Below are 22,220 nucleotides of genomic sequence, written 5' to 3' on the forward strand. Positions count from 1 at the left end.
CATGAGCGAAATGTCGTAGCCGATTGCTCCTCAAGTATGTGGTACCACACTTCATTGGTGCTTTTTCATCATTTCTATACATCCCTGTTTGATTTTATTTTTCAGAATGATTAACCTACTAGGATTGCATAAAAATAGCCTTCCACAAATAATTGTGGAAGGCAAATTGTTATGGATCCTGAAACTTTTGTGTTGACATTTTTTACGATCAACGTAGAATCATCTCCCTTAGTTTTTATTATTCGATAAAAACTAATAAAATCAATGCTCATCCCTAGATCTGATCTAAAATGTGTTATACATCTACAAATATACGATACATCCTCTTTCCTCTAATTCCCCTAACCAGCTTGGAATATGTAATTCATGATTCCACCTTAAATCTAGTCGTTCTAGACCTTCAATTGCCAATAATGATTCAGGTAATTCTTTTAGATGATTGCTGCGCAGATCTAATTCTAATAAATTTTTTAAATGACCAATCGATTCAGGCAAAGTTATTAATTGATTATGTCTTAAATTTAACCGTCTCAATTTTAAACATTTATGTAATGAATATGGCACTTCCTTTAATTGATTTTCTTCAACATCTAAAACTCGTAATAAAGCTAATTCTCCGATCTTTTCTGGCAGCGTAGTCATTTTATTTTTTTTCAAATGTAATTCTTTTAGATTCGTTAATCTACTTAAACTTTCTGGCAACTCCGTTAATTGATTATTCATTATACGTAGTTCTACCAGCTTGGTTAAATCCCCAATTTCATTCGGTACTTCTTTCAACATGTTATCACTTAAGTTTAAATATCTTACTTTTGTCAGATGACCGATTTCTGAAGGAATTGATTGCAATTTATTATTATGAAAATACAAATAATCCTCCATATTCACTAGGTGCCCGATTTCTGAAGGAATGAAATCAATATTATTATGTCCTGCATCTAACATTCTCAATTTGTTTAAATACATTATTGATGAAGGCAATTTGTTAATTTTATTGACTGAGATATTTAGTATCTCCATACTAGTCATCTCAAATATTTCATTAGGTATAATGACTAAATCGTTATCAAAAAGATTTAAATCCTTTATCTCTTTTATTCGTGATTCTTCTATAGTAGGCAAAGCTTTTAAATGCATCTGCGCTAAGTTCATCTTCATGTTAATCTCCTCCTCAATAAATTCTAACTCACTCATGTTCTTTCCCAGAATAGAACGAGTGTTTTATTTTTGCAAGTTGGAAATAAAAAAGCCCAGGCTCAAATGAATTAAGTAGCCCTAACAAGAGGGACATATTAAAAAAAAGCTAATTTAATTAACGTTTTAGACGATATTAGGATAAGTATGGGAAATACTAAAATATTAGGAAGGTGGAAATCTTTTATGATTACATCAAGAAGTTCAGCAACGATGCAATATTTAATGTCTCGTAGATCTTATAAATATGGTCTTACTCAACAAAAACAAAACCAGAACCAAAACAGTAACGAAATTAACAGCAATTCTAAAGAGAAACAAGAAAGAATTAACAATGTTAATAAAATTATTGAGACTAGTAAAACCTCCAAACTCTCAACTAAACAAATTGAAACACTAAAAAATGCTGCTAAGGATGGTTTGTTAGGCGCTAGTGCCAATAAATTAGGACCATTAGGGAAACACAATCTCCAAAACATTTTATCCAAATCTAATTACCATACAACACAAAAAGCTTATCGAAATTCCATCTAATCTTATTAAAATTCAAATACCCTCTGCCCTTTTGGAGGGTGTTTGAAAAGGATATCAAAAATTGATTAATTTGAAGTAATTATAGTTCTGCTCTCTATCCTTCTTAGCATACTGAGAAATATAGTCAGGCAGCATATCCGTACAGACGTTGAGATCCCAAACAAAAAAACAGCCGCAATTTTTACGAGTGTTTCAAGTCTTTTATACCAACCCCATCACCACATTGTGCTAGTTACTTTATACATAATAAAAAGCCACTCCAAAATGGGATGTGACTTAATACATGGAATTAATCAAATGGAACAATATCTTGCTCTACCGATACCTTATAAACATCTTTAGTATTAATTAATATCGTTTTATAATGTTCTGTTTCAGTAAATGAATACCACGACTTCTCATTGAACCCATTCGAAATTTCTTCTGCAAATGTTTCTTGTCCAATATTCATCTTGATTTTATATTCTTCTTCGCGACTTTCACCAAAATAAAACTTCACTTTATATTCATAATCCATTAGTCAACACCCCCCATCTACCTATATCATGGGACAAATCGGCTTGAAGTAATCAATAGAAATGGCAGTAATATAAAAAGTCACATCTAGTTAGGTGTGACTCTACATTAATTACTACTTCTTTTTAACTATTACGATCGCAAGTAAAAATAATATTCCCGCTCCAATGATTGTAGTATTCATAAATGCCATCATAATTTGTCGGCTAATGCTTTGCGCTCTTGTTTTTGCTCAACCGTTGAATCCTTGGAAAGCTTAGAATAACTACCCTCCTCAGACAACATATCTGTACCATGTTCACTACTATGCAAAACGTTAAACTGCTTTTATTTTGAGGCAGATGCCTCATAAAGAGCTTTTACTTCATCACAACAATTTCCAGTAGGATCTTTCTCCGACACCGCGAAAAAAGCTGGAACATCAACCTTTTTAACAGCGTCCACCAAAGATAATGTCACTTATCTGCTAATCATTTTTACACTTTGCTGATATATGAAAACACTGCTTGTTATTCCGAGTCCGCCAAATAACAAAATCCATAATTGGTTAGAAAAAAATCCATACGCCAGAATTGCACTACCAATAAATGCACTTGAAAATGTACTGAATACTATGGACTTTTTTGTAGGGCTAAGAAATTGAATTGAGGTTCCAAAATTTTTATTTCCCCATTTACAAGCGGCATCCATTATCATATACATCTTGTCTAACATCTTTTTCCCTCCCATTTCTCCTTATTTTAAAACACGACGAAAGAAGCAAAAGCGTTAGACAGAGCACCCAAAAAGGATAACAATGAAACGGATAAACAACCTATGCCAATAAACTTTTTCGTCTTCTGTTCTCGATTCTTTTTAGCTATTAAAACTAACCCTAAAATTAGTAGGACGATCGCTACACTAATATTAAACACGATAAAGATAGGTGCTGTTTCTTTAAGAAATTCTATAATACGCCAAAATAAACTCATTACTATCCCGCCTATTCTAAATATGATATAAATCCTCTACTCAAAAATACTTGCTACCAACTGTTTAGTCATAAATTTAAAAGCAGTTAAATGATCACAATTTTTTGAAGTTCCTTCTTTACTTGCAATACTTGAAAGAAGTATGGAGAAAGTAGAAAAGGCTAAATTTTCAGGAACTTTTAATTTGAGATTTGCTCGTTTGATTGCAGTACGAAAAAGATCATTACTATCAAATGCTAGTTTATCTTTCATTTCCTCTGATAATTTACTATAAAATGATGTGAAATCAGTCGTTTTTACGTCATAAAGAAATGGTTTGCTTGCGTATTCATAATAAAGCTGAATTATTGCAGTTTCAAATCCGGACTTTTTAGGATGTTGTTTAATTTGCTCAATAAAATTACCGTAAATAGTTTCTTGAAGGTCGTGCAAAACTTCAAAAAAAAGTTCTTCCTTACTCGAATAAAATTTATAAAAAGTACCTGTCGATATTTCGGTTTTCTCACACAATGCGCCAATGCTTGTTTCCTTATAACCCTGTGAAAGCCAAAAGGCCATACATTCATCTTTCAATTTACTTTTAATCAGAATTTTATCTTCTTCTGTAAAAACTTTTTTTCCTCTCGCCACAGGTAAACACCTCCTTCGTGAATTATTTATACGAATATTATTTATGAATATTCGTAATATATATTCATATAATACCATCACCACTGACTCTTAACAAGGGATAAAAAGTAAAAACCATTCTTTTTTTAGCTGTAGCTTTAAAACGAAATCTAAGGGCAATTACAGCTAAGGGTAGTAATAGAAACAATCTTTTAGAAAACAGCCTTTCTAGAAGATTGTTTCTATTCAACTAACTGTGCAGTTTGGTTGAAGGGGGGTATGATTAACGAGATTTAGAAAGGAATGAAAAGAACTTAATAAAATTCAAAGGGGAAGATAAAATGTATCAATTAATTCGATGATGAATTAAGCTATTTCTTAAAACAGAAAAAATTAATCAATTTTAAACCGTTTGATTAATTCTCCCTTTTATAACTTTAGGCAGACTGGAAGTTCCATCCAAATATCCCCTTAATGAAAGCATAATTGGTTCACTATTCTCGCCAACACCAATGATGATACTTAAATCTTTTGGTGAATAGACAACTGTATGCAGCGTTCCGAAATACTCTTTGTAGTATTTGTAAAACAAAGGGGAATCTCCATCATTAAAATGGCGATATACAGATATTGGTGAAAGTTCCTTGGCTAATAGACTGTTTATATACTCCTTACGTTTTACTGATCCTTGTATCTCTTTCCTATTTTTTTCTCGTAATGCTTCTGATTCAAAATGATTTGTACAGATTAGTGGATTTCCGAAACCGACAAATTGTTTCTGAGGAGAAGCTTCCACCACCACCCCTCTTCCACTTTGATCTGTAATCGAATAATTGTAGCAAAATCCATGAGGAATGGTTTTAATTAAGTCGATTGCCTCTTTTATGCTCGCACACTTATCCAACAACAGTCTAACTATTGTCGTCGCAATAAATCCTTCTTCTTTGTGATGATCATTTACAAAATGTAACCCGACAACAAGCCCTTTTTCATTCATACCATCAAGCCTTCCAATCACTTGCTGGCTAAACCCAACACTTGCGTAACCATCTATTGGTTTAGAAAAAACGAGTCTTGCATCATACAATTCTGGACTAAAATCATAATTTCGTACATAATAGTCATCCTTTACAAATGCTGTACAGCCCATAGATGGAAAAGATACATCATAACCGCTATAAAGTCTTATGATCGTGTCTAATTCCATATCTAACCCCTTTGCTAGGCCTCTTAGTTCTTCTAGAAGATTCGGTGAAATATCTTTTAGTATCTCTTTAGCTTTCTTCGCATTTGAATGAGCGCTCAAGTTCTCAAGTAAGCTAAGTTGCTTTAAAAGCTGTGTTGATTTAATTTCTTCACTTTGCATTAAACCCCTTTCAAAAGAACTCCCCTGTAACTCTACTATTCTTATCGTCAATTCTTCCATTTATCATTCTCCTCTTCTTTCCATTTGAGTAACAGGCATTAACAACTCCAATTCTGTAAAATCCACACCATAATACCATTCTAGTATGGGCGATATTGGTGTCCATTTATGTTCAAGTGCATAGGTCATTAGTTTATTGTAACCATTTGGAATTCTAGATAATGACTCTTTAAAAGGCATTGCGAGACAGATGCAACTAGGCATGTGTTCTATTAAGGCGATTTCTCTTAAATCATTTATTCTTAAGTCAATCGGTACTCCAAAACCAATTTGGACTTTTATAAAATCTTTACCAGATAAATATTTCAAGTAACAATTTTTAAATGGAATATTTATTTTTTGCAATTCCCTTCCTCTTTTCAAAAAATGCTCTTTAAATTCTCCTGTTTTAGATTCGGCAGTAAACCAAATAATTTGTTCTGCACTTTTTTCTATTAGATAAATTTCCTTACTGATAGAGCCACTTTCTAGATAGCGTAAACTCACCGTTATAAGGTCGCGTGTCTTTTTTATGTTGTTCATCCAATTTTCCATCATTTGCTGCCGTCTTGCCTCTTCATTTTCCAATAAATAAATTTGAATCTCTTTTATTGGTATTCCAGCCAACCGTAAACTTGAGATTAACTTCACTGTTGCAATTTGATCATCAGCATATACGCGATAGCCATTTGTACTTCTTTCCCGAGGAAAAAGTAAATTTTTCTGTTCATAATACCTTAATGCACTTTTAGAAATCCCTGTTCTTTCGGAAAAATCCTGTATATTCATGAACTGAGCCACATCATCACCCCTCTTACGTCTAATGTTAAACCTTAAAGTAACTTGAATGTAAAGAGATATTTTCCAAAAAAAAAATGACTTACCACATAGGCAAGTTACTTCAAGTATAAATATAAGTATAAAGGTAGTCTTTTCATTTTAATTTCATACTTTAATACCTTTACCTAAATTTTCATGAAATACTTCCCGACTAATTTTATAATTCCTTTGACACTCTAACCTCACTACAACTTTTATAGACTAATATTTACTTTATCTCCAAAGTGTTAAATATGTTCATAGTTTTAAAGCCAGCCCATGTATGTTATCCTTTCAATAAATAACGTTCCAAATATTGGATGACACAAAAAAATATGTCTGATACCTTACTTAACAAGTACTGAAAATAACTTAGATAGTGGTGATAATATTGCAAGGAAAACTATTCACTGGTTTATCTTTCTTATGTTTTATGTTGAACTTTCTTATATTTGGATTTGACTTTTTAGATTTTCTCTACGAAAAAGGTATTTTCACACCATTAATTATTGGCGTATTGGGTATAATAAGTGCTCTCCTTGGAATGAAAGGTACTATCCGAATGATTCTTATATTGTTCAATGCGTTCTTTTCTATAGCTTTTCTATATACATTATTAATAGGTATATTTGGATTTCAACAACCTTAAATGAGATTATTAGATCTATTATATTGAGTAAATTCTCTTGAGTTATGGAAGATGGGAAATCCCATCTATTTTACTGCACATTTTCAGTTTAGTAGTATATGGATCTAGGTCACCGAAAACAAAGAACAGTTATCGAAAATTTCCTATAAACGAAAATTTCAATAGTATTTTACAGAATTATAAACAGTGGCATGGCGAAATAATGAAAACCTAAGGATTTCGCAATCCATAAGGACATGTTTTTATAACGTATGCTGGCCAGTCACAGCCGAAAAACACTGTGAATACAACAATGTATAAAAAATGATTACGGATTGTTTTGGTAAAAACTGATCTAACAAATGTTTGGATTGAAGATAGCTTCTGTATCAGACGCCTCATTTGCTATACCTACATAATTACATGCATTAGGGAGGATTTGATATTGTTGAAAAAAATTTTACTCTCTGGCTATTTCATAATAATTTCCTGCATTGGCATATTGTTCGTACCTGTATCATTAAAGTGGGGGCCTCAACTTGAATTTTATGATAAAAGGTATGTTCCTTTATGGCAATTACAATCTAAGGAATTCCAAGTTGATGATTATTATCCAATTTATGAGCTTGATATTGTGAGAATAGTATATGAAATTGGCATAGTAACTTTATTACTCTTTATAATATATTTAGTATTAAAGGAAGTCTTTAAATCTAAATAAATTGAGTACCAAAATTAAACCGAATAAAATAAAATGTTTATTGAAGCAGCCTGATTTCCCTGTAGGGAGATCAGGCTGTTTTTTTTGGCCGCAATAATAGCTAGCAAATCTGGCATATGCCTTGTAGACAAATTGTTCGAAAGTTATGGTGTTACTTTTGGTTTATTTTATGTAAATAAACCAATTACATATGTCATTAATTTATTTTGCAAACCAGTTATTTATAGGATTTTTTTACTTTATTAGTTATTTTAGTAATTCAGTTTGGTTTTATAATTTTTATGTCCCAATAATTTTTTCCAGTGTATTGCAGGAACTTATTTGGTTGTGGTGTTAATTAATCGTCACAGCTCCCTCATTCTTAGGTTCACTACACTCCCAGCTCAGTGAACATTTTTTATGTTACAATTTACATAACATACATAATGAGGTGAAGTTATGGAAAATAATAAATTAATCTGCAAGTCCTGTGGCGGTAATTCATTTGGCGAAGGTAAACTTGATGGCTATGCTGCCTTAAGACCAGTTAACAGTATTTTCTCCTCAGGATCTCCACTTATTTATACGGTGTGTCAAAATTGTGGAGAAGTAGCTTCAATTAAAGCTGCAAAACCTCAAAAGTTCAAATAGTTTCGTACTGAAGCTGTAGCGTGTAACGACGCTGCAGCTTTTTTGTTAATTCTGGACAGATTTTGTACTCACCATTGGCTCATCAAGTGTAATGGTGGGTGTCTTTATATGTCCGTTATTTCCTCATATTGTTCGGCAGATTAACTATTTATTTTCCCTTTCACTAGATTATATATAGAGATTACTTTTAATTTATTTGACTCAGCCATATACTTAAGTAATTAAAAGGAGGCTAGAAAATGAAACATAATCCTTTGCACCGATGGCAAAAAGAACATAATAAACGGGTAGAAGAATTCCATAAAAATCACGCTTTAACAATAGAAAATGGCGAGAATGGGAATGGCCTGTTAGCTAAGTGGGAAAGATTTCTATACAACAAGGGAAAAGCACTTTTTAAAACTGTCCAATAATTTTTTATATTAATTAGCTGTTCTTTTTTAGGGCAGCTCTTTTTTGATTTTAAATATCCTTATTGTACAATTTGTTCAGTTGTACCTTTGTAAAAAAATTGCTGTTTTATCATATATTTCTTAGAAAGTTTTCTAATTTAATGTACAAATTTCCAAGATGAAGTATTGGAGGGATTATAGTGAATAATAAAAAAGTTTGAATAGTTTTCTCCTTTATATTCGGTACTTGAACCATTTTAATTGTACTGATAATATTGCTTTTCGCGTTTTTTTAGCGAAGAGATCCTCATTATTCAGTAACTTAACATCCAGGATACAAATGATTGAGGTACATGCATTTCCCAGTCTCCCCCCTCACCGTAATATGTAAAAAAGTTACAATTTAATGATCTACTACAAATATTGATATATCAACGCTTTCGCACAAAAAAACACTCGTAAAGTAACGAGTGCTTCGAGTCTTTTATGACAATCACTTCGATGGTGACACGTACAACCCCCGCAGTTACAATCAAACATACTGCTAAAATGAAAGTAGGTGTTAGTCATTCGTATAATTTTTGGGCTAACGTCTAAATACGCATTAATGCACCATTAGGTTTTGGTAATTCTTGAGCTGATATCTGATTCATTTTACAAAAATGTTTAAAAAATTGTTGTGCCAGCTCTCGTTCATTTGGATCACTTTTCAACGAAATAATATCAAGCAAAATTTGAGCCATCCATGTATTTTCAAAATAACGGTATTTACCTGTATTCCATGTCATTTTTTCAGGGGATTTTTCATTTATATAATATTTCCAGAAAAGCAGCTGATCCGATTCCTGTGCCGTAAGTTGAATTCTGTATAATGAATGAGCAGGAATAAATCCATCTTCACAAATTTTACCGACAAAATCTTCTTTCACCATATAGACACCTAAGATACGTCTGTCTTTTTCAGGCATGCTGGAATCCGTTGCTGTTAATAGGACAGCGCTATTTGGATGCAAGCGGCTCGGCTTGTTTGGCTTTCCTTTGTTATTACCACTTTTTAACATTCCAGAGAAAACTTTCCACTCTGAAAAAGAACTATCCTGTTCTTCTGTGTCACACCAAAAAACCATTTGTGATGCGGGATGAAGTTTATGGTTTTTCATAAGCTTTTCATGTTCCAAGCGAAGTGCCAGTTTTTTTTGTTGTAGTTTTTTTTCCTCTTCTTTCTTTAATTCCTCCTCTTTTCGTTCACTTTCCTTTTTTTGTATAATTTCTTCAAGTGACTTAGCATCACTTTTATCATGTAGTTTGAGATGCTTTCCAAATACATCAGGGAAAACAAACTTTTTATTTTCCGTTGCGAAATGTATTTCAATACTAGAATCATTATGCTTAACTATACTACCTATGCCAAAACGGTTGTGCGTAACTTTTTTATTGATTAGATTCATTATTTTAGTCCTCCTTGGAATAAAAACTTGGTTTCAATTAGATAGTAAATTAATAATTTTATTCAACTAACTTCCTTTAAAGCTCACATAACTGTTTTGATTTTTTCATTGGCTTGTAAAAGGATATTAAAAAAACGTACCCAAATTCTATCTGCAAAAAAGGACATCTGAATTCGAAATACGATTTTAAAATATAATTGTAAGACTATTATAACACTTTTTTAATAATTTCACAAATTTATTATTGACAACTTATTTTATCATGGGGTAAAATGAAAAATTATTCTCTGAATTTCTTTGAAAGAGCTATAAAATAAAGGACTCCAACAAGTCGCGAAACTTCTGGAAAACGCCTCTATAAATAACCACTTGTTTACCATTGATAAGCATAGAAGGATTCATGATATAAAATCTATACAAGCAGATGCTCTTTGTATTGAAGAAGGATCTTTATATACATATCAAAACTTAAAATATATCCGGTCTGTCTTCCCCTAATATTTAGGTTTTTATAAATACCAAAGGAGGAAAACCTAACCGCGCCGTCCTGCCTCCAATGATATATGATGATTTACCGTACAATCAATTTTCCGTCTTTTGTGACATTGCGGACATTTTGGTCATTCCTTGTCATTGCTGAAAACAAATACTAAGCCTCTAATAAAGAAAAATAGCTACCTGTTAAGGTAGCCATTCATTATTCTGCAACATTACCCATAGCGATAGAAATTCGATTCCAACTATTAATTTGATTAATCAAGATAACCAAATCGACATAAGCTTTTTCATCAAAATGTTTGCGAACACGTTCATATAAATCAGCAGGAACACGTTTTTCAGGAATAAGAGTAATATGTTCCGTTAATTCTAATGCTACTTTTTCAACTTCTGAATAAAATGTACATTCTCTCCAAGCGCTGATACAGTACAAACGCTGTTCAGTTTCTCCCATTTTTTTAGCATCAGCAGTATGCATATTGATGCAATATGCACAACCATTAATTTGTGAAGCTCTAATTTTAATGAGTTCACGTAGTTTTCTATCAATACCACTTGTCTTCGTGTATTTTTCCATTTCCATCATTATCTTCATAGCATCTGGTGCAATTTCATAATAATTAATACGTTGTGTCATTGTTAATACCTCCATTATTTATTAGCTAATTCAATTGATAATTGGTCTGAAGTATTAATTGCATTTTGTAATACATCTTCTGTATTCAATACTGCTGTACCTTGGACACGAAGGATTTTTATATCCTCTATGCCAAGAAAGGTAAACATTGACTTCAAATACTTGTAAGAATATTCTACTTCAGTATACCAGTCATCATTTGTATAGATTGAACCACTTGCTTGTATTACTATTATGCTTCTTCCATCATTTAATAAGCCCACAGAACCATTTTCTGTATATTTGAATGTCTCTCGTGCAATCAGAATGTTATCCATATAATCTTTTAACTTTGAAGGAATATTAAAATTATGCAAAGGCATGACGATCAGATATTTATTTGCACTTTTAAACTGAACTAAAATTTTATTCATGCGTTCCAAAACTTCATTTTCTTCGTATGTCAGCGGTTCCCCATTTCGTGACTTTTCCCAACCACTTAAAACAACTTTATCCATCATAGGTACAACGTCATCATATAGATTAATCTGTTCAATAACTTCATTATCATCTCTATTCTCTTTATATGTTCTTAGAAAATGGTCAAAAACTTGAAGGCTCATAGAAGTCTTTGATTCCACTTCAGGGTGTGCATTTATAACAAGTAATTTACTCATTGAAAATCCTCCATTAAAATAAAGACATTATTAATCGTCGATTAATTTAATCGTTGATTAACTTTGTCTACAATATACTCTTCTAATTATCTTTTGTCAAACTGATTAATTTATGTATTTCTAAAATGTGTTACTATCATGGTAAACATAATGTTTTAAGAAGGTGAAATAATGAAATATAGTGTTATGGTTGAATATGCCCTACACAGCCTAGTTTATTTAATTGATGTACCACCAAATGAAAGTATTGGAATAAAAGATTTATCAGAATTTCAAGGATTATCAGAGACCTATCTCTCAAAAGTTTTAGGGAAGATGTCCAAGGAAGGGATTGTAAGCTCAGTATCTGGCGTAAAAGGGGGTTATCGCCTCAATAAGAAACCCGAAGATATTACATTTTGGGATGTTGTGCGAGCTGTTGAGGGTGAAGATCCAATATTTCAGTGTAAGAATATAAAAGCAAATTTTGCTTATCAAAATACAAACCAAAAATGTGAATCTTGTTCAGGTCAATCGAACTGTACAATCAATAGTGTAATGTTAGAAGCTGAAGAACAAATGCGAAATTATTTAAGAAGTAAAACAATAGCGTGGTTAGAAGAAGAATTACTACGTACTTTACCAAGGCAGCAAATAGAAGAAGCAAAAGATTTTTTTAAAAAAAGGAATAGTTAACTTCCAAAAATTATTTTAGAAGTGTTATAACGAAGAACTCCTAAGAGAACGTTTAAGCATGAAGAGTATGTTTGAATTGATCGTTGAACCATTTTGATAAAGACCAAAAGCATCGAAGGTAAAAACTTTCGATGCTTTTTGCTGGTTTAACAGAAAATATATAACGAGGTAATTCAATGGACATATCTACAGGCTTATCACTTGGTGGAAGTCTGCTATATTTCATTCCACCGATGTTATTGCTGCCTGTTGTAATGATAGTTTGTGCAGTAACTTATAAGATTTTATTGGGCAATATTTTGCCGACGAAGATTTATAAATTCTTTCTTTGCTCAATTACTTTACTTGGTTTCTTTATTTGGGCTATCCCAATGAACATGGGATTTTATGAGTTTTTTAGAGCGATGTTTTAATCGCTCTATTTTCGTTTAATCCTCATATTATTCAGTTAATCCAACGTTGTTATATACCCTTCTCGATTTATATATCCTTCAAGGTTATTTTCAATCAAAATATAAAATTGGAATATATTCCCCCACAATTACTTTCATGTTAAAATTAAATTCACTATCTTAAATAAATGAGAGGTGTTCCATATTCCAAAATGTACAATTAATAATGTAGATTTATATTATGAAACAAAAGGCAATGGTGAGCCATTGATTTTTACTCATGGTGCATCATGGGATCATAAACAATGGGATAAACAAGTGGATTATTTTTCTAAATATTATCAAACCATCACCTGGGATGTTCGTGGTCATGGAGCCTCTTCTCTTCCAAATGGGAAGGTGAATGCTGAAGATTTCAGTAAAGATTTAATCAGTTTGATGAATCATCTAGAAATTAAACAGGCATATTTATGTGGTCTATCAATGGGTGGCCACATTTCTTTACAAGCAGCAATTCATTATCCAGAATACGTAAAATCACTTATATTAATAGGTACACCCTTTACAAACAAATTCAATTGGTATGAAAAGATACTAGTTCCTGTTAATCGATTTTCTAGCTTGTTCATTCCAATGTCACTTTCTGCAAAAATACAGGCGTATACCCTATCTAAGTTTAACGAGGCAAATAAACACTATATTTATTCCACAGTTGCAGCAATGTCTTATAAGAATTGGATTCGAATTTGGAATGCTGTATCCAGAATGGAGAGTGGAAATGAATTAGATAAAGTAAATTGTCCCACCTTAATATTACATGGTGACCACGATACTATGATTCAAAGACAACAAGAGTATCTACATAAAAAGATTAAAAAGTCACAGTTAAAAATAATTGAAAATGCCCATCATGCAACTAATTTAGATAGACCTGATCAAGTAAATGAATATATCCACCAACACCTTATCAACACATCGACTACCGTTTGAATTTTTTGTGCATTAAGAATTATATTATTTTTAGTTATTTACTGCACAAAAGCTTTCAAATCTTCACTTAGCCATCCTTCGCAAATTACTGCTCCAGCTCTAACTCCATGCTCCGTAACTCCCTATAAACCTTACATCCTCTGCATTTCTTAATAGAATCATGAGCAGTGCGTTTTATAATCAGGATGCATTAGCAGAACCATTGTCCAAATGTTTTACCACCCTTACGCTTGAACATAGTCACATACAAGTTGAAGTGGTTGTATTCATCAGGTTTTTGAGTAGTTATCTAACAATCTTCCGGTATCTATAGTTGCTACTTTAGTTGGCGATACTCCCCAAACAATTTATAAAGTTTATGCACATTCAATTGAAAAATCTAAGGAAATAAAAAGATGATGATTTTGGGGTACATGCTTTCCCAAACCTCCCCTTCTACGAGTTAAGTTAAAAAGTTACAACTTAATGGTTTACTATAAACGTTGATATATCAGTGTTTTCAAACAAAAACACTCGCAAAATAAACGAGTGTTCCGTACGAATTAATGCCGCTTCAGCAACCTGTTTACTGAATGTTCCCGATGCATCCGTTGCGACAAATACTTCGTAGCCTGCATTCAGTGCTGCTCTGTACGTGGAGAATAACCCCATTTCGATTACCGCTACTTACCCACGACCAGCCTGGAATTCAGGATATAAAGTCATACCACCATCCGCAAATAGAGTAGTTCCTGTTACATAACTAGCCTGTGATGAAGCTAGCCATATTGCGACGGCAGCAATTTCTTCTGGTTTTCCGATATAACCCATCGGAACCATACTTTCTACATCTGCACGTTTAGCTGGATCTGCAAATTTTTCCGCATTTATAGGCGTATTAATCGCACCAGACCCGATATTATTTACACGAATTCCTTTTGGGGCATATTCTAAAGCTAATGTTTGTGTCATCAGTTTAATGCCACCTTTACTAGCTGCACTAAAACAGTTTTTCCTCCATAAAAAAACCAGTTCCCCTAAGGTACTGGCTTGATACATAAATTATTTGTAAAATTTAATTCGCTCTTCAAGTGGTTGGAATTCTTTTTCACCTGGTGTTACCGTCGGATTGCCAAAGGGCATTTGCGCAATAAGCTTCCAATTATCAGGAATATTCCATTCTTTTTTCACTTCATCATCAATTAGTGGATTATAATGTTGTAAAGAAGCTCCTAACCCCTCTGCTTCCAATCCTGCCCACACAACTAATTGGTGCATACCTGATGCTTGATTTGACCAAATTGGAAAGTTCTCAGCATATGCAGCAAATTGCTCTTGAAGCGTTTTAACTACAGCTTCATCTTCTAAGAATAAAACTGTGCCATAACCTGCTTTAAAGGAATCCATTTTTTGTTGAGTTCCTGAAAAATCACTATCTCCAACTACTTTTCTTAAGGTTTCAGTTGTGATGTCCCATAATTTATTATGTGCCTCACCTGACAATACAACAATACGTGCAGTTTGAGAGTTGAATGCAGACGGAGTATATTTCACAGCAAATTCAACAATTTCTTTAATTCTTTCATCCGATATTTTGATCTCTTTATTTATTCCGTAGTAAGTACGTCTTTCTTGAAGTGTAGTGTAGAAATCTTTTGTCATAATATTCTTCCTCCAAATTTACTGAAATTGTTGTTTACATATATTGCTCTGTCGTATATCTCTTGTTCTGTTTCCAGTACAGATTTAGTGTTCATGAAAATATGTTATCCAAACAAACGATAGCGTATTCAAATATCTGTTGATTTAAAATAAAATTCAATAATTTTTAGGAAAGATTTTGCTAATTGGAATGTCCATTTAGGATGATAAAAACACCCTTTTTGATAAGCTAAAAAGACTTAATTAGAATATCTTATCTTTGGAAAAATTTATACGTAGTTTTAATTAATGAAGACTACTAAACCTAGGGCGGAGGACAACAGGTTTGTCAAAGCAGTCATATCGCACATTGGGCAGAAAAACGGAATGGAAATAAAAAACTGACTCAAAAAAATTTATCAACCTTTGAGTCAGCCCCGTTTTTGATCCTAAATGTTTATCACCTAAGATAATAATGGTTATATCCCCTCTTGGATGCAACTGATAGGTTTAAATCCATACATCGTCTTCAGCAGTTAATTCGGAACTAGTTTCACCAGTGTTGACTACACCTTTTGGGAACATAAACATCCGTCTAAACTACTCATTGGAACCATTGTGCCAAAACCATCTAACACTTGTTGTACCTGCTCCTCTGATAATCCTAAAGCTATTAATTGTTTTTTATTCATGTCTAATTGCCCCCTATTTCGTTTTTCACGTACAACGGCACGGGTAGGTTAGAAGCTTATTCTCTAATGTCTGTAAACTCGAAAAAGACAAAAAAAGACATAATAAAAAGCCACTCAAAATGAATGGCTGCTGCAGATTCGTAATAAAGTTTTATTACCATTTCTCATTATATTTATGATTCTTAAAATGAACGTATTCTGCATTATTAATTCTCTTCCAACTACTAATAGCATTCAAAATAATCATAAAGATTACAAATAAAACAGAACCCAACATGTAATGACCTAAGAAAAAAGTAACAAATGCCGCAACGAATAGTGATATCATTAATACTATTGCTAGGATTTGTAATTTTCCATTCTTTTTATCATTCATACATTCAACCTCCTATTAAATGATTTTTTTAATTCATTATGGTTTATTTTACTATGTTTTTAATTTTCACACAAAACCCTTCTTATTCCACTAAACTGCACCGTTAGTAAAAAAACGTCTTCACTTGTTGTAAGTTAAAGTGGAAAGTTTCACAAATAATAAAAAATAGATTATACTGGACTAACTATCATATTCAAAAAGGAGCATTTCCTATGACCGAGAATAATCAATCTGAAGTACCCCCAAAAAAAATCAGCCTGCAAGAGGCAGTGAAACAGCAGCTTGAAAACAAAAAGAACCGTTCCTCTGCTAATCAAGGAAAAATGAATCATGACCTTTCAACAAAAAAAATGAAAAGCCAGCAAACGAAAAAAGCAAGCAATACCCGTAGAAAAATGGGTGTCTAATATACAGATAATATCGGGAAGATTACCAGAGATATCATTTAAGATATTTTTAACAAATCAGGCACCCTTCCCCACGGCATTAAAGTTAGGCTAACAGATGGACAGGTTGGACGCATACAGGGAATCCACTAAATAAAAGAAGTGAAAAAGCATTCAAGGGTAAACTGTTCCCTGAATGCTTTTTCATTTCTTTTATTCTTTTCATTTTATAACTGATTTAGCTAAATGCCCAGTTAGTTTAATAATTCACCGTATCAGTTGTAAATGAAGTAAACTTCAAACTTGAAAATAATCAATCGAAAAATTTAGAGACTCTAATTATTTCTTCAGTAGGAGTCAGTGTCGCTTCTGCAATACTCTTGTTACTGTTGGTTAAGTATTGCTTAATCAAGTGGTAACCAATAGTATAACCTGCATTCTCTGCACTCCGTTAGTTTAATAAGAAAAGCAAATCTAATAAAGAATAGTACATACTTATGATACGGTTCACCTTAATGTAGTTAGTTTCCATTATATATATATATCCTTACCAGCGATTCATCGCTATTTTCACCAAGATAACGTATAATAAGAGAAGCAGAAGAAGAATTCATTTTTCCTCTAGTTTAAAAAAGAGGTGCAATTACTTGAAACAGTTTGAATCAGCATTACCTGAGCAGTATGAAACATTAAGAAAACAGGCCAATTATACGTCTAGCTGGCGAGAGCGTTTAGACGCAGTCGAAAAGTTATCGGCTTATCAACATGACAAAATCATAGATTTATTAAAAAATCGTATGCAGCATGATACTGTCTACAAGGTGCAATTAGCAGCCTATGAAGCACTTGCGGCGCTTGGCGAGGACGTAGAGAAGCCATCACCTGCACGTTTTGATATTATCAAAGGAACAGACAAAATTTTCCTGCGGGTTAAAAAGAGCTTGCCGAAGGACCATACAGTGGCAGATTTTGCGGATAAACTAAAACGTATGCGTTTAGATGTCTTTGATGCGTACGAAGGCGACAAAGGTGTACAATTTATGAATTGGTTAGAGGAACGTTGGGCAAAACTTTAATTAGTAGTTTTGCGATTTATGAAGGAAAGTCATTCTCTCCGCTTGCGGAGGGAATGACTTTTTCTTATCTTACGCTGCGGTTCATCGAAACTAATATTAAATTGGATTAGGTAACACACCGGAAATGATTCATACAACTTACGGTCATGTATTGAGAGAAATGGAAGATAAAATAATAGACACTTTTGACCGTGCTATAGAAATTGGGGCTAAAATTGGGGCTATCTCCAAGAGACAGCCCCTAAACCCTTATATATCATGATAACCACTTCGGTGGTGTGTTTTTTTCCCAATAAATATCGCCTAGGTTGTAATGCGCCATAAAGTCATCCTCGACGCTGTGATAGTGGAAGTTGTAATAGTAGCCTTCCTGCGGTCTTTTTTCTGTGCGGACATGGAAGCGGATTACATCTGATCCTGTGTCGTTGTTGATAACATTAAATATTTTTTCACCATAATTACCACTTGGCTTTTCAGAGATAGTTAAAGATGCTAAGGATTGCTCGTCCAAAGTAGCAACTGTCATCGCAATAGCTTCCTCCATTTTTGGGAAGATGATGTTGTCGAATTCATGGCTAATTTTTGGACCAATTTTTGTACCAAACTTTATGTATGATTGCTCTCTTGCTGCATCCATAAGTAAGGCATTATGATCAATTTCTTCCTCTTGGATATGAAGCTGCTCGTCACTACTATTATTAGGCTCAGCAGCTAAAGCTGTGCTTGTCCCTGATGCAGGACCGATAGATGCACGGTTAGCAGGATTTTGGTCAAATGCTTCCCATATTTCATGCGTCGGCGTAATTAAACCAAATGTTAAAAACGCGACCATTATGACAATACTTTTTTTAACCCATGTTTTCATTCAGTAACACCTACTCTTTATGTACAAATTGGTAATTCTCCTATTATTATATACGTTCTCGCCATTAAAAGGTTTCATATTTCTATAATTCATTGTACAATATTTATGAATAATGTGTCGGTTTTTAAAGGAGGTACAAATCATGAGCATCGTAATGGGTATTGGTCTTTTATTAATGTTAGGTTACTTATCATCTTTATGCTTCACGGACTAATTTTTTATTTTGTAATATGTACCCTACAAAGCCCTCAAAAGCCTGTTATATGCAGTCTTTTGGGGTTTTTCATTTTTCTTTACAATGCATATTAACGCAAAATAATGCACACAGTTGGGGCTCGTTTTGGGACTATGTTGGGGCTTGTTGGGGCTAATATAATATTAATAATCCTTGGTGGCGTGTAAGCAAAATTTCAAATTTAGTAATAAGTATTAACTCAATTTTTAAAAAAATTTGCTAATCTAAAATACTATGATGAGAAATATAAAGAATAGAACTTAGCGTTTAGTCCCTACCCGCCTCCAGTAAGGAGGGAAGCAGAGTGAGTAAAAAGATGCCACCCGAATTTTATACCCTACTGGAAGAAATACAAGCCATCGATTTTGTCATTGTTGAATTAAATCTATACTTGGATACTCATCCCAATGATTATGATGCAATTCAGCAATTTAATGAAAATACTGAAATAGGAGGAATAATTTTTGTGGTATTATGAAAAGAAACTCCAATATCTGGTTAAAGTTAGTACATGTATCAAAAAAGATTTAATCTATAAGTGAAAAGTTAATATTTTGAATGATTTCTTCTAAAGAAATGAAAGTTTTTTAGGGAACTCTTTAAATTCTAATCATATAGTCCAAGACCCATCCACACTATTACATGATATACTGTGAAAACGATGCAAAGTATAACAACAGCTAGGACGGAAATCCCATAACATCAACCTTCTACAGGTTTTTTCGTATTTTTGAACTGTGCAAGATATAGGATATTAATGCTTTGTTTTGGGGCGATTTGGGGCTGAATTGGGGCTAAAAATATTGCTTGGCAGCGTATAAATGGGAATAGATAATGTAAACTTGAAATAATGTATCTTTGAAATATCTTTTAAATTTTTTTACTTTTTTAAGCTACTCAATTTAGAGTAGTTTTTTTGTTTATAAAAACTGTTCATTCCCCCATACCCGAATTTCCCCTACTTCCCTCTTTCTCTATTATGTAAAAAAATTAATAACTTAATGATCTACCTCAACCATTGATATATCCATGTTTTCGCAAAAAAACACTCGCTAACTAAATGAGTGTTTCGGGACTTTTATGACAACCACTTAAGTGGTGTGTTTTTTTCCCAATAAATTAGTGATGTTGCACACTACGACATTAAACAAGTGGTGAAGATTGATATATCAAAGTTTAATTAGGTTTTATGAATTTTACTAGTCTGCAAAATAATGAATAAAAAGGTATTAACTTGGGGCTGGGGCTAAAAGTAAGGCTGATGAATTTTAAATGGCGGTTCGGTTAGAGTGTAGGGCTTGATAATGGCGAGCGTGTGTACAGTAATATGTAAGTGGAAGTAGGGCTGTTGTAGACCTGCTTTTTATGGTCTTGTATTAAATCAGTGCTGATATTTTGAATAATAAAAGTTGATGGGTTAACTAATTCACTTCAATTTTAAATTTGAGAAATATTAAAATTATATAAAAAGCTGTATATGATAATTGAGAAAAACCTTGTAAAATTAAACTTTTTATTTTTTATCAACAACACATTTCTAAACTATTTTTCAATAAACCTCCCTTCATTATTTTAGAGGTGAGATTGATTGTTTTTTCTTCTAGAAATAATGACTTAAATAATATATTGTATACCTAAAACAATGAAAGCCCTACCTCTCTTTCATCCTTATGGCTCCTTGTCCGTGCCAGTGTGAATCAGGATTGCAAAAATCAGGTGACTATTTTATAAAGTTATTTTTTGAAACTTCAAACCTTCGTAAAAGAAATTTAAATAATAAAAATTGATGAAATTGTAGAACAAAAGAGGTTAATGCTCTAAAGGTGAGTGGAAGAAGTTGAATGTCTTTAAAATGATTTACTTTTAATAATAAAAATATTACCTGAAAAATTCAGAATATTTATGCAAAATGTAATACATTATCTTAAATTAACCTTAACAGAAACTTTTTATTTGATTTACAGTAATCCCTTTAATTAATACTAGTTCACTAATCAAAAATTCATATGCGTTATCTAACATTTTTTTTTCGCTTGAATTAAGTGCTTGTTCTTTCTTCATACGAATTAAATCACGTACAACTTCAGTACATTCTTGTATTTTACCCGTATTTATTTTGTCCGTGTTCACTTTATACCTTTGTTTCCAAGGCAGTAATCTATCTGATTCTCCATGTTGAAAAATGTTTATGATGTGTTTTAATGCAATTATGTCAGTAACAGGGCGTATACTAGAACTCAATATTTTACCTGTAGGAATCATGATTTGCATATTACCGATTAACATTTTTATGACATAATACTGTTGCTTTTCCCCTGAGATTTCCTTTTCTTCTATAGCTTTAATTATACCTACTCCGTGCATTGGATAAACAATGTTATCGCCAATTTCGAACAAATAATCCACCTCCATATTTGGTAACCTTCTTAACCTTAACATATATATTGTTTATTATCAAATTTTTAATAATATCATAAATATATTTTATTTGTCAAATACTTTTTATTTAAAAATCAGAAAGAGGACTCTGTATCCCTTTAACTGTTAGTTCAAGAAGAATATTATTATTTATTCTCCAACTGGAACGTCATCATCTTTTGTACTTCACTTTCATCTTTAGCTACATCAATACCCACTACTGGGTTCATTTTTTCTCCTCCTACAACGTATTCACCAGTAGCCCCTATTACCTCCAAGTAGTATTATAGCAACGCTTGTTATACGAGATCTAAGTCCCAACCAGCCTCAAACATATTTCTACAAGTAGGGTGTGAACAGTTTACTTGACGGGATCAATGTCCCACGCCCCCGTACGCTCTACCCTGGCTACTGATAGATTAAATCTAAATAAAAAAAGTTCAACCAGAAAGTTCTGGCTGAACTATATAATACGAAAGCCCCCGTTAGCTTAAGAACTTTGTCCCCTGCAAAATTTTACGAACTTCGCAAAAAAACCCATATCTGACATATTCACGAATCTGCCCATTGAAGAAAACTGCCCGTTACTTCAATGAAAAAGAGGAGATGCATCGCTGTAAGATCCTCAACTATCGTACCCGTTAGCGTAACAAAATACTGCCGATTGCGGAGCAATAACGATACCTATGGTTCCTAACGTTCTCGACTCAAGTAAAAAAATATTAGGTATCTCTCTTAATGGAAACATGGGTTGGAGCGATAGTTGAACATGAACGTTATCAGAAGCGTTCTACTAGTCATATTGTGAGTACAGCGCAAGCATATCATCAGCACAGC

Annotated in this window: 25 protein-coding genes and 4 pseudogenes; 11 read left to right on the forward strand and 18 right to left on the reverse strand. The window is 32.8% G+C overall.

Going from position 1 to position 22,220, the window contains the following annotated elements:
• Positions 1-303: 303 nt before the first annotated feature.
• Positions 304-1,158: a leucine-rich repeat domain-containing protein gene (locus AO843_RS16595; protein ID WP_197278943.1), complete on the reverse strand. Its 855-nt coding sequence runs from the start codon at positions 1,156-1,158 to the stop codon at positions 304-306.
• A 222-nt stretch (positions 1,159-1,380) separates the two neighbouring features.
• Here AO843_RS16595 and AO843_RS16600 point away from each other — a divergent pair, with 222 nt between their 5' ends.
• Positions 1,381-1,728, forward strand: coding sequence for a hypothetical protein (locus AO843_RS16600; RefSeq protein WP_054612203.1), 348 nt, complete (start codon positions 1,381-1,383; stop codon positions 1,726-1,728).
• Between the two features lie 289 nt (positions 1,729-2,017).
• On the opposite strand, the gene AO843_RS16605 is transcribed toward AO843_RS16600, so the two are convergent.
• The 6 genes from AO843_RS16605 to AO843_RS16630 form a co-directional block, all read right to left on the reverse strand.
• On the reverse strand, positions 2,018-2,245 hold the full coding sequence (locus AO843_RS16605) for a hypothetical protein (protein WP_054612204.1): 228 nt from the start codon (positions 2,243-2,245) through the stop codon (positions 2,018-2,020).
• Positions 2,246-2,703: 458 nt separating this feature from the next.
• Positions 2,704-2,958, reverse strand: coding sequence for a hypothetical protein (locus AO843_RS16610; protein WP_054612205.1), 255 nt, complete (start codon positions 2,956-2,958; stop codon positions 2,704-2,706).
• Positions 2,959-2,984: 26 nt separating this feature from the next.
• Positions 2,985-3,215 (reverse strand): hypothetical protein, encoded by a 231-nt coding sequence (locus AO843_RS16615; protein ID WP_054612206.1) that lies wholly within the window; start codon positions 3,213-3,215, stop codon positions 2,985-2,987.
• A gap of 36 nt (positions 3,216-3,251) precedes the next feature.
• On the reverse strand, positions 3,252-3,845 hold the full coding sequence (locus AO843_RS16620; RefSeq protein WP_054612207.1) for a TetR/AcrR family transcriptional regulator: 594 nt from the start codon (positions 3,843-3,845) through the stop codon (positions 3,252-3,254).
• A 382-nt stretch (positions 3,846-4,227) separates the two neighbouring features.
• On the reverse strand, positions 4,228-5,250 hold the full coding sequence (locus AO843_RS16625) for a C45 family autoproteolytic acyltransferase/hydolase (protein ID WP_054612208.1): 1,023 nt from the start codon (positions 5,248-5,250) through the stop codon (positions 4,228-4,230).
• 3 nt (positions 5,251-5,253) lie between these two features.
• Positions 5,254-6,030 (reverse strand): helix-turn-helix domain-containing protein, encoded by a 777-nt coding sequence (locus AO843_RS16630; RefSeq protein WP_054612209.1) that lies wholly within the window; start codon positions 6,028-6,030, stop codon positions 5,254-5,256.
• Between the two features lie 1,091 nt (positions 6,031-7,121).
• Between AO843_RS16630 and AO843_RS16640 the strand changes: the two genes are divergently transcribed.
• The 3 genes from AO843_RS16640 to AO843_RS24880 all read left to right on the forward strand — a co-directional run bounded on the left by AO843_RS16640 (position 7,122) and on the right by AO843_RS24880 (position 8,440).
• Complete coding sequence (locus AO843_RS16640) at positions 7,122-7,397, forward strand: hypothetical protein (protein ID WP_231630183.1); 276 nt, start codon at positions 7,122-7,124, stop codon at positions 7,395-7,397.
• A gap of 438 nt (positions 7,398-7,835) precedes the next feature.
• Positions 7,836-8,027, forward strand: a complete 192-nt coding sequence (locus tag AO843_RS16645) for a hypothetical protein (protein ID WP_024364725.1) — start codon at positions 7,836-7,838, stop codon at positions 8,025-8,027.
• 239 nt (positions 8,028-8,266) lie between these two features.
• Entirely contained in the window at positions 8,267-8,440 is a 174-nt protein-coding gene (locus AO843_RS24880; RefSeq protein ID WP_197278944.1) for a hypothetical protein, read from the forward strand.
• Positions 8,441-9,012: 572 nt separating this feature from the next.
• Here AO843_RS24880 and AO843_RS16650 read toward each other — a convergent pair.
• The 3 genes from AO843_RS16650 to AO843_RS16660 all read right to left on the reverse strand — a co-directional run bounded on the left by AO843_RS16650 (position 9,013) and on the right by AO843_RS16660 (position 11,658).
• Positions 9,013-9,867 carry a hypothetical protein gene (locus AO843_RS16650; protein WP_054612211.1) on the reverse strand — a complete coding sequence of 285 codons (855 nt, stop codon included), beginning with the start codon at positions 9,865-9,867 and terminating at the stop codon, positions 9,013-9,015.
• Positions 9,868-10,564: 697 nt separating this feature from the next.
• Positions 10,565-11,002, reverse strand: coding sequence for a carboxymuconolactone decarboxylase family protein (locus AO843_RS16655; RefSeq protein WP_054612212.1), 438 nt, complete (start codon positions 11,000-11,002; stop codon positions 10,565-10,567).
• Between the two features lie 14 nt (positions 11,003-11,016).
• Positions 11,017-11,658 (reverse strand): FMN-dependent NADH-azoreductase, encoded by a 642-nt coding sequence (locus tag AO843_RS16660; RefSeq protein ID WP_054612213.1) that lies wholly within the window; start codon positions 11,656-11,658, stop codon positions 11,017-11,019.
• A 171-nt stretch (positions 11,659-11,829) separates the two neighbouring features.
• Between AO843_RS16660 and AO843_RS16665 the strand changes: the two genes are divergently transcribed.
• The 3 genes from AO843_RS16665 (at position 11,830) to AO843_RS16675 (ending at position 13,715) form a co-directional block, all read left to right on the forward strand.
• On the forward strand, positions 11,830-12,333 hold the full coding sequence (locus AO843_RS16665; protein WP_054612214.1) for an Rrf2 family transcriptional regulator: 504 nt from the start codon (positions 11,830-11,832) through the stop codon (positions 12,331-12,333).
• Positions 12,334-12,509: 176 nt separating this feature from the next.
• Positions 12,510-12,746 (forward strand): hypothetical protein, encoded by a 237-nt coding sequence (locus AO843_RS16670; RefSeq protein ID WP_054612215.1) that lies wholly within the window; start codon positions 12,510-12,512, stop codon positions 12,744-12,746.
• Positions 12,747-12,920: 174 nt separating this feature from the next.
• On the forward strand, positions 12,921-13,715 hold the full coding sequence (locus tag AO843_RS16675; protein WP_369814431.1) for an alpha/beta fold hydrolase: 795 nt from the start codon (positions 12,921-12,923) through the stop codon (positions 13,713-13,715).
• Between the two features lie 525 nt (positions 13,716-14,240).
• Here the strand turns inward: AO843_RS16675 and AO843_RS25190 are convergent.
• The 5 genes and pseudogenes from AO843_RS25190 to AO843_RS16690 all read right to left on the reverse strand — a co-directional run.
• A pseudogene (locus AO843_RS25190) lies at positions 14,241-14,342 on the reverse strand (hydrolase); the annotation flags it as partial.
• 39 nt (positions 14,343-14,381) lie between these two features.
• Positions 14,382-14,753 carry an SDR family oxidoreductase gene (locus tag AO843_RS16680; protein ID WP_255350383.1) on the reverse strand — a complete coding sequence of 124 codons (372 nt, stop codon included), beginning with the start codon at positions 14,751-14,753 and terminating at the stop codon, positions 14,382-14,384.
• A 3-nt stretch (positions 14,754-14,756) separates the two neighbouring features.
• Entirely contained in the window at positions 14,757-15,356 is a 600-nt protein-coding gene (locus AO843_RS16685; RefSeq protein ID WP_054612216.1) for a nitroreductase family protein, read from the reverse strand.
• A 545-nt stretch (positions 15,357-15,901) separates the two neighbouring features.
• Positions 15,902-16,027, reverse strand: coding sequence for a hypothetical protein (locus AO843_RS25405; RefSeq protein WP_255350384.1), 126 nt, complete (start codon positions 16,025-16,027; stop codon positions 15,902-15,904).
• Between the two features lie 154 nt (positions 16,028-16,181).
• Positions 16,182-16,403, reverse strand: coding sequence for a hypothetical protein (locus tag AO843_RS16690; RefSeq protein ID WP_054612217.1), 222 nt, complete (start codon positions 16,401-16,403; stop codon positions 16,182-16,184).
• Between the two features lie 212 nt (positions 16,404-16,615).
• Here AO843_RS16690 and AO843_RS16695 point away from each other — a divergent pair, with 212 nt between their 5' ends.
• The gene (locus AO843_RS16695; protein WP_054612218.1) at positions 16,616-16,810 is read left to right on the forward strand and encodes a hypothetical protein; all 195 of its coding nucleotides are present in this window, start codon (positions 16,616-16,618) and stop codon (positions 16,808-16,810) included.
• Between the two features lie 15 nt (positions 16,811-16,825).
• A pseudogene (locus tag AO843_RS24100) lies at positions 16,826-16,942 on the forward strand (DUF2196 domain-containing protein); the annotation flags it as partial.
• A 160-nt stretch (positions 16,943-17,102) separates the two neighbouring features.
• On the opposite strand, the pseudogene AO843_RS25610 reads toward AO843_RS24100, so the two are convergent.
• Positions 17,103-17,216 (reverse strand): annotated as a pseudogene (locus tag AO843_RS25610) (DUF2268 domain-containing putative Zn-dependent protease); the annotation flags it as partial.
• A gap of 220 nt (positions 17,217-17,436) precedes the next feature.
• On the opposite strand from AO843_RS25610, the gene AO843_RS16700 reads away from it, so the two are divergent.
• The gene (locus AO843_RS16700) at positions 17,437-17,865 is read left to right on the forward strand and encodes a hypothetical protein (RefSeq protein ID WP_054612219.1); all 429 of its coding nucleotides are present in this window, start codon (positions 17,437-17,439) and stop codon (positions 17,863-17,865) included.
• Positions 17,866-18,121: 256 nt separating this feature from the next.
• Here the strand turns inward: AO843_RS16700 and AO843_RS16705 are convergent, their stop codons facing one another.
• On the reverse strand, positions 18,122-18,730 hold the full coding sequence (locus AO843_RS16705; RefSeq protein WP_054612220.1) for a YpjP family protein: 609 nt from the start codon (positions 18,728-18,730) through the stop codon (positions 18,122-18,124).
• Between the two features lie 539 nt (positions 18,731-19,269).
• Between AO843_RS16705 and AO843_RS16710 the strand changes: the two are divergent.
• Positions 19,270-19,413: pseudogene (locus AO843_RS16710) on the forward strand (spore coat protein CotJB); the annotation flags it as partial.
• Positions 19,414-20,900: 1,487 nt separating this feature from the next.
• Here AO843_RS16710 and AO843_RS16715 read toward each other — a convergent pair.
• Positions 20,901-21,377: a CarD family transcriptional regulator gene (locus tag AO843_RS16715; RefSeq protein WP_054612221.1), complete on the reverse strand. Its 477-nt coding sequence runs from the start codon at positions 21,375-21,377 to the stop codon at positions 20,901-20,903.
• Between the last annotated feature and the right edge of the window lie 843 nt (positions 21,378-22,220).

It is taken from the genome of Lysinibacillus sp. ZYM-1, assembly GCF_001308875.1.
Classification (GTDB): domain Bacteria; phylum Bacillota; class Bacilli; order Bacillales_A; family Planococcaceae; genus Lysinibacillus.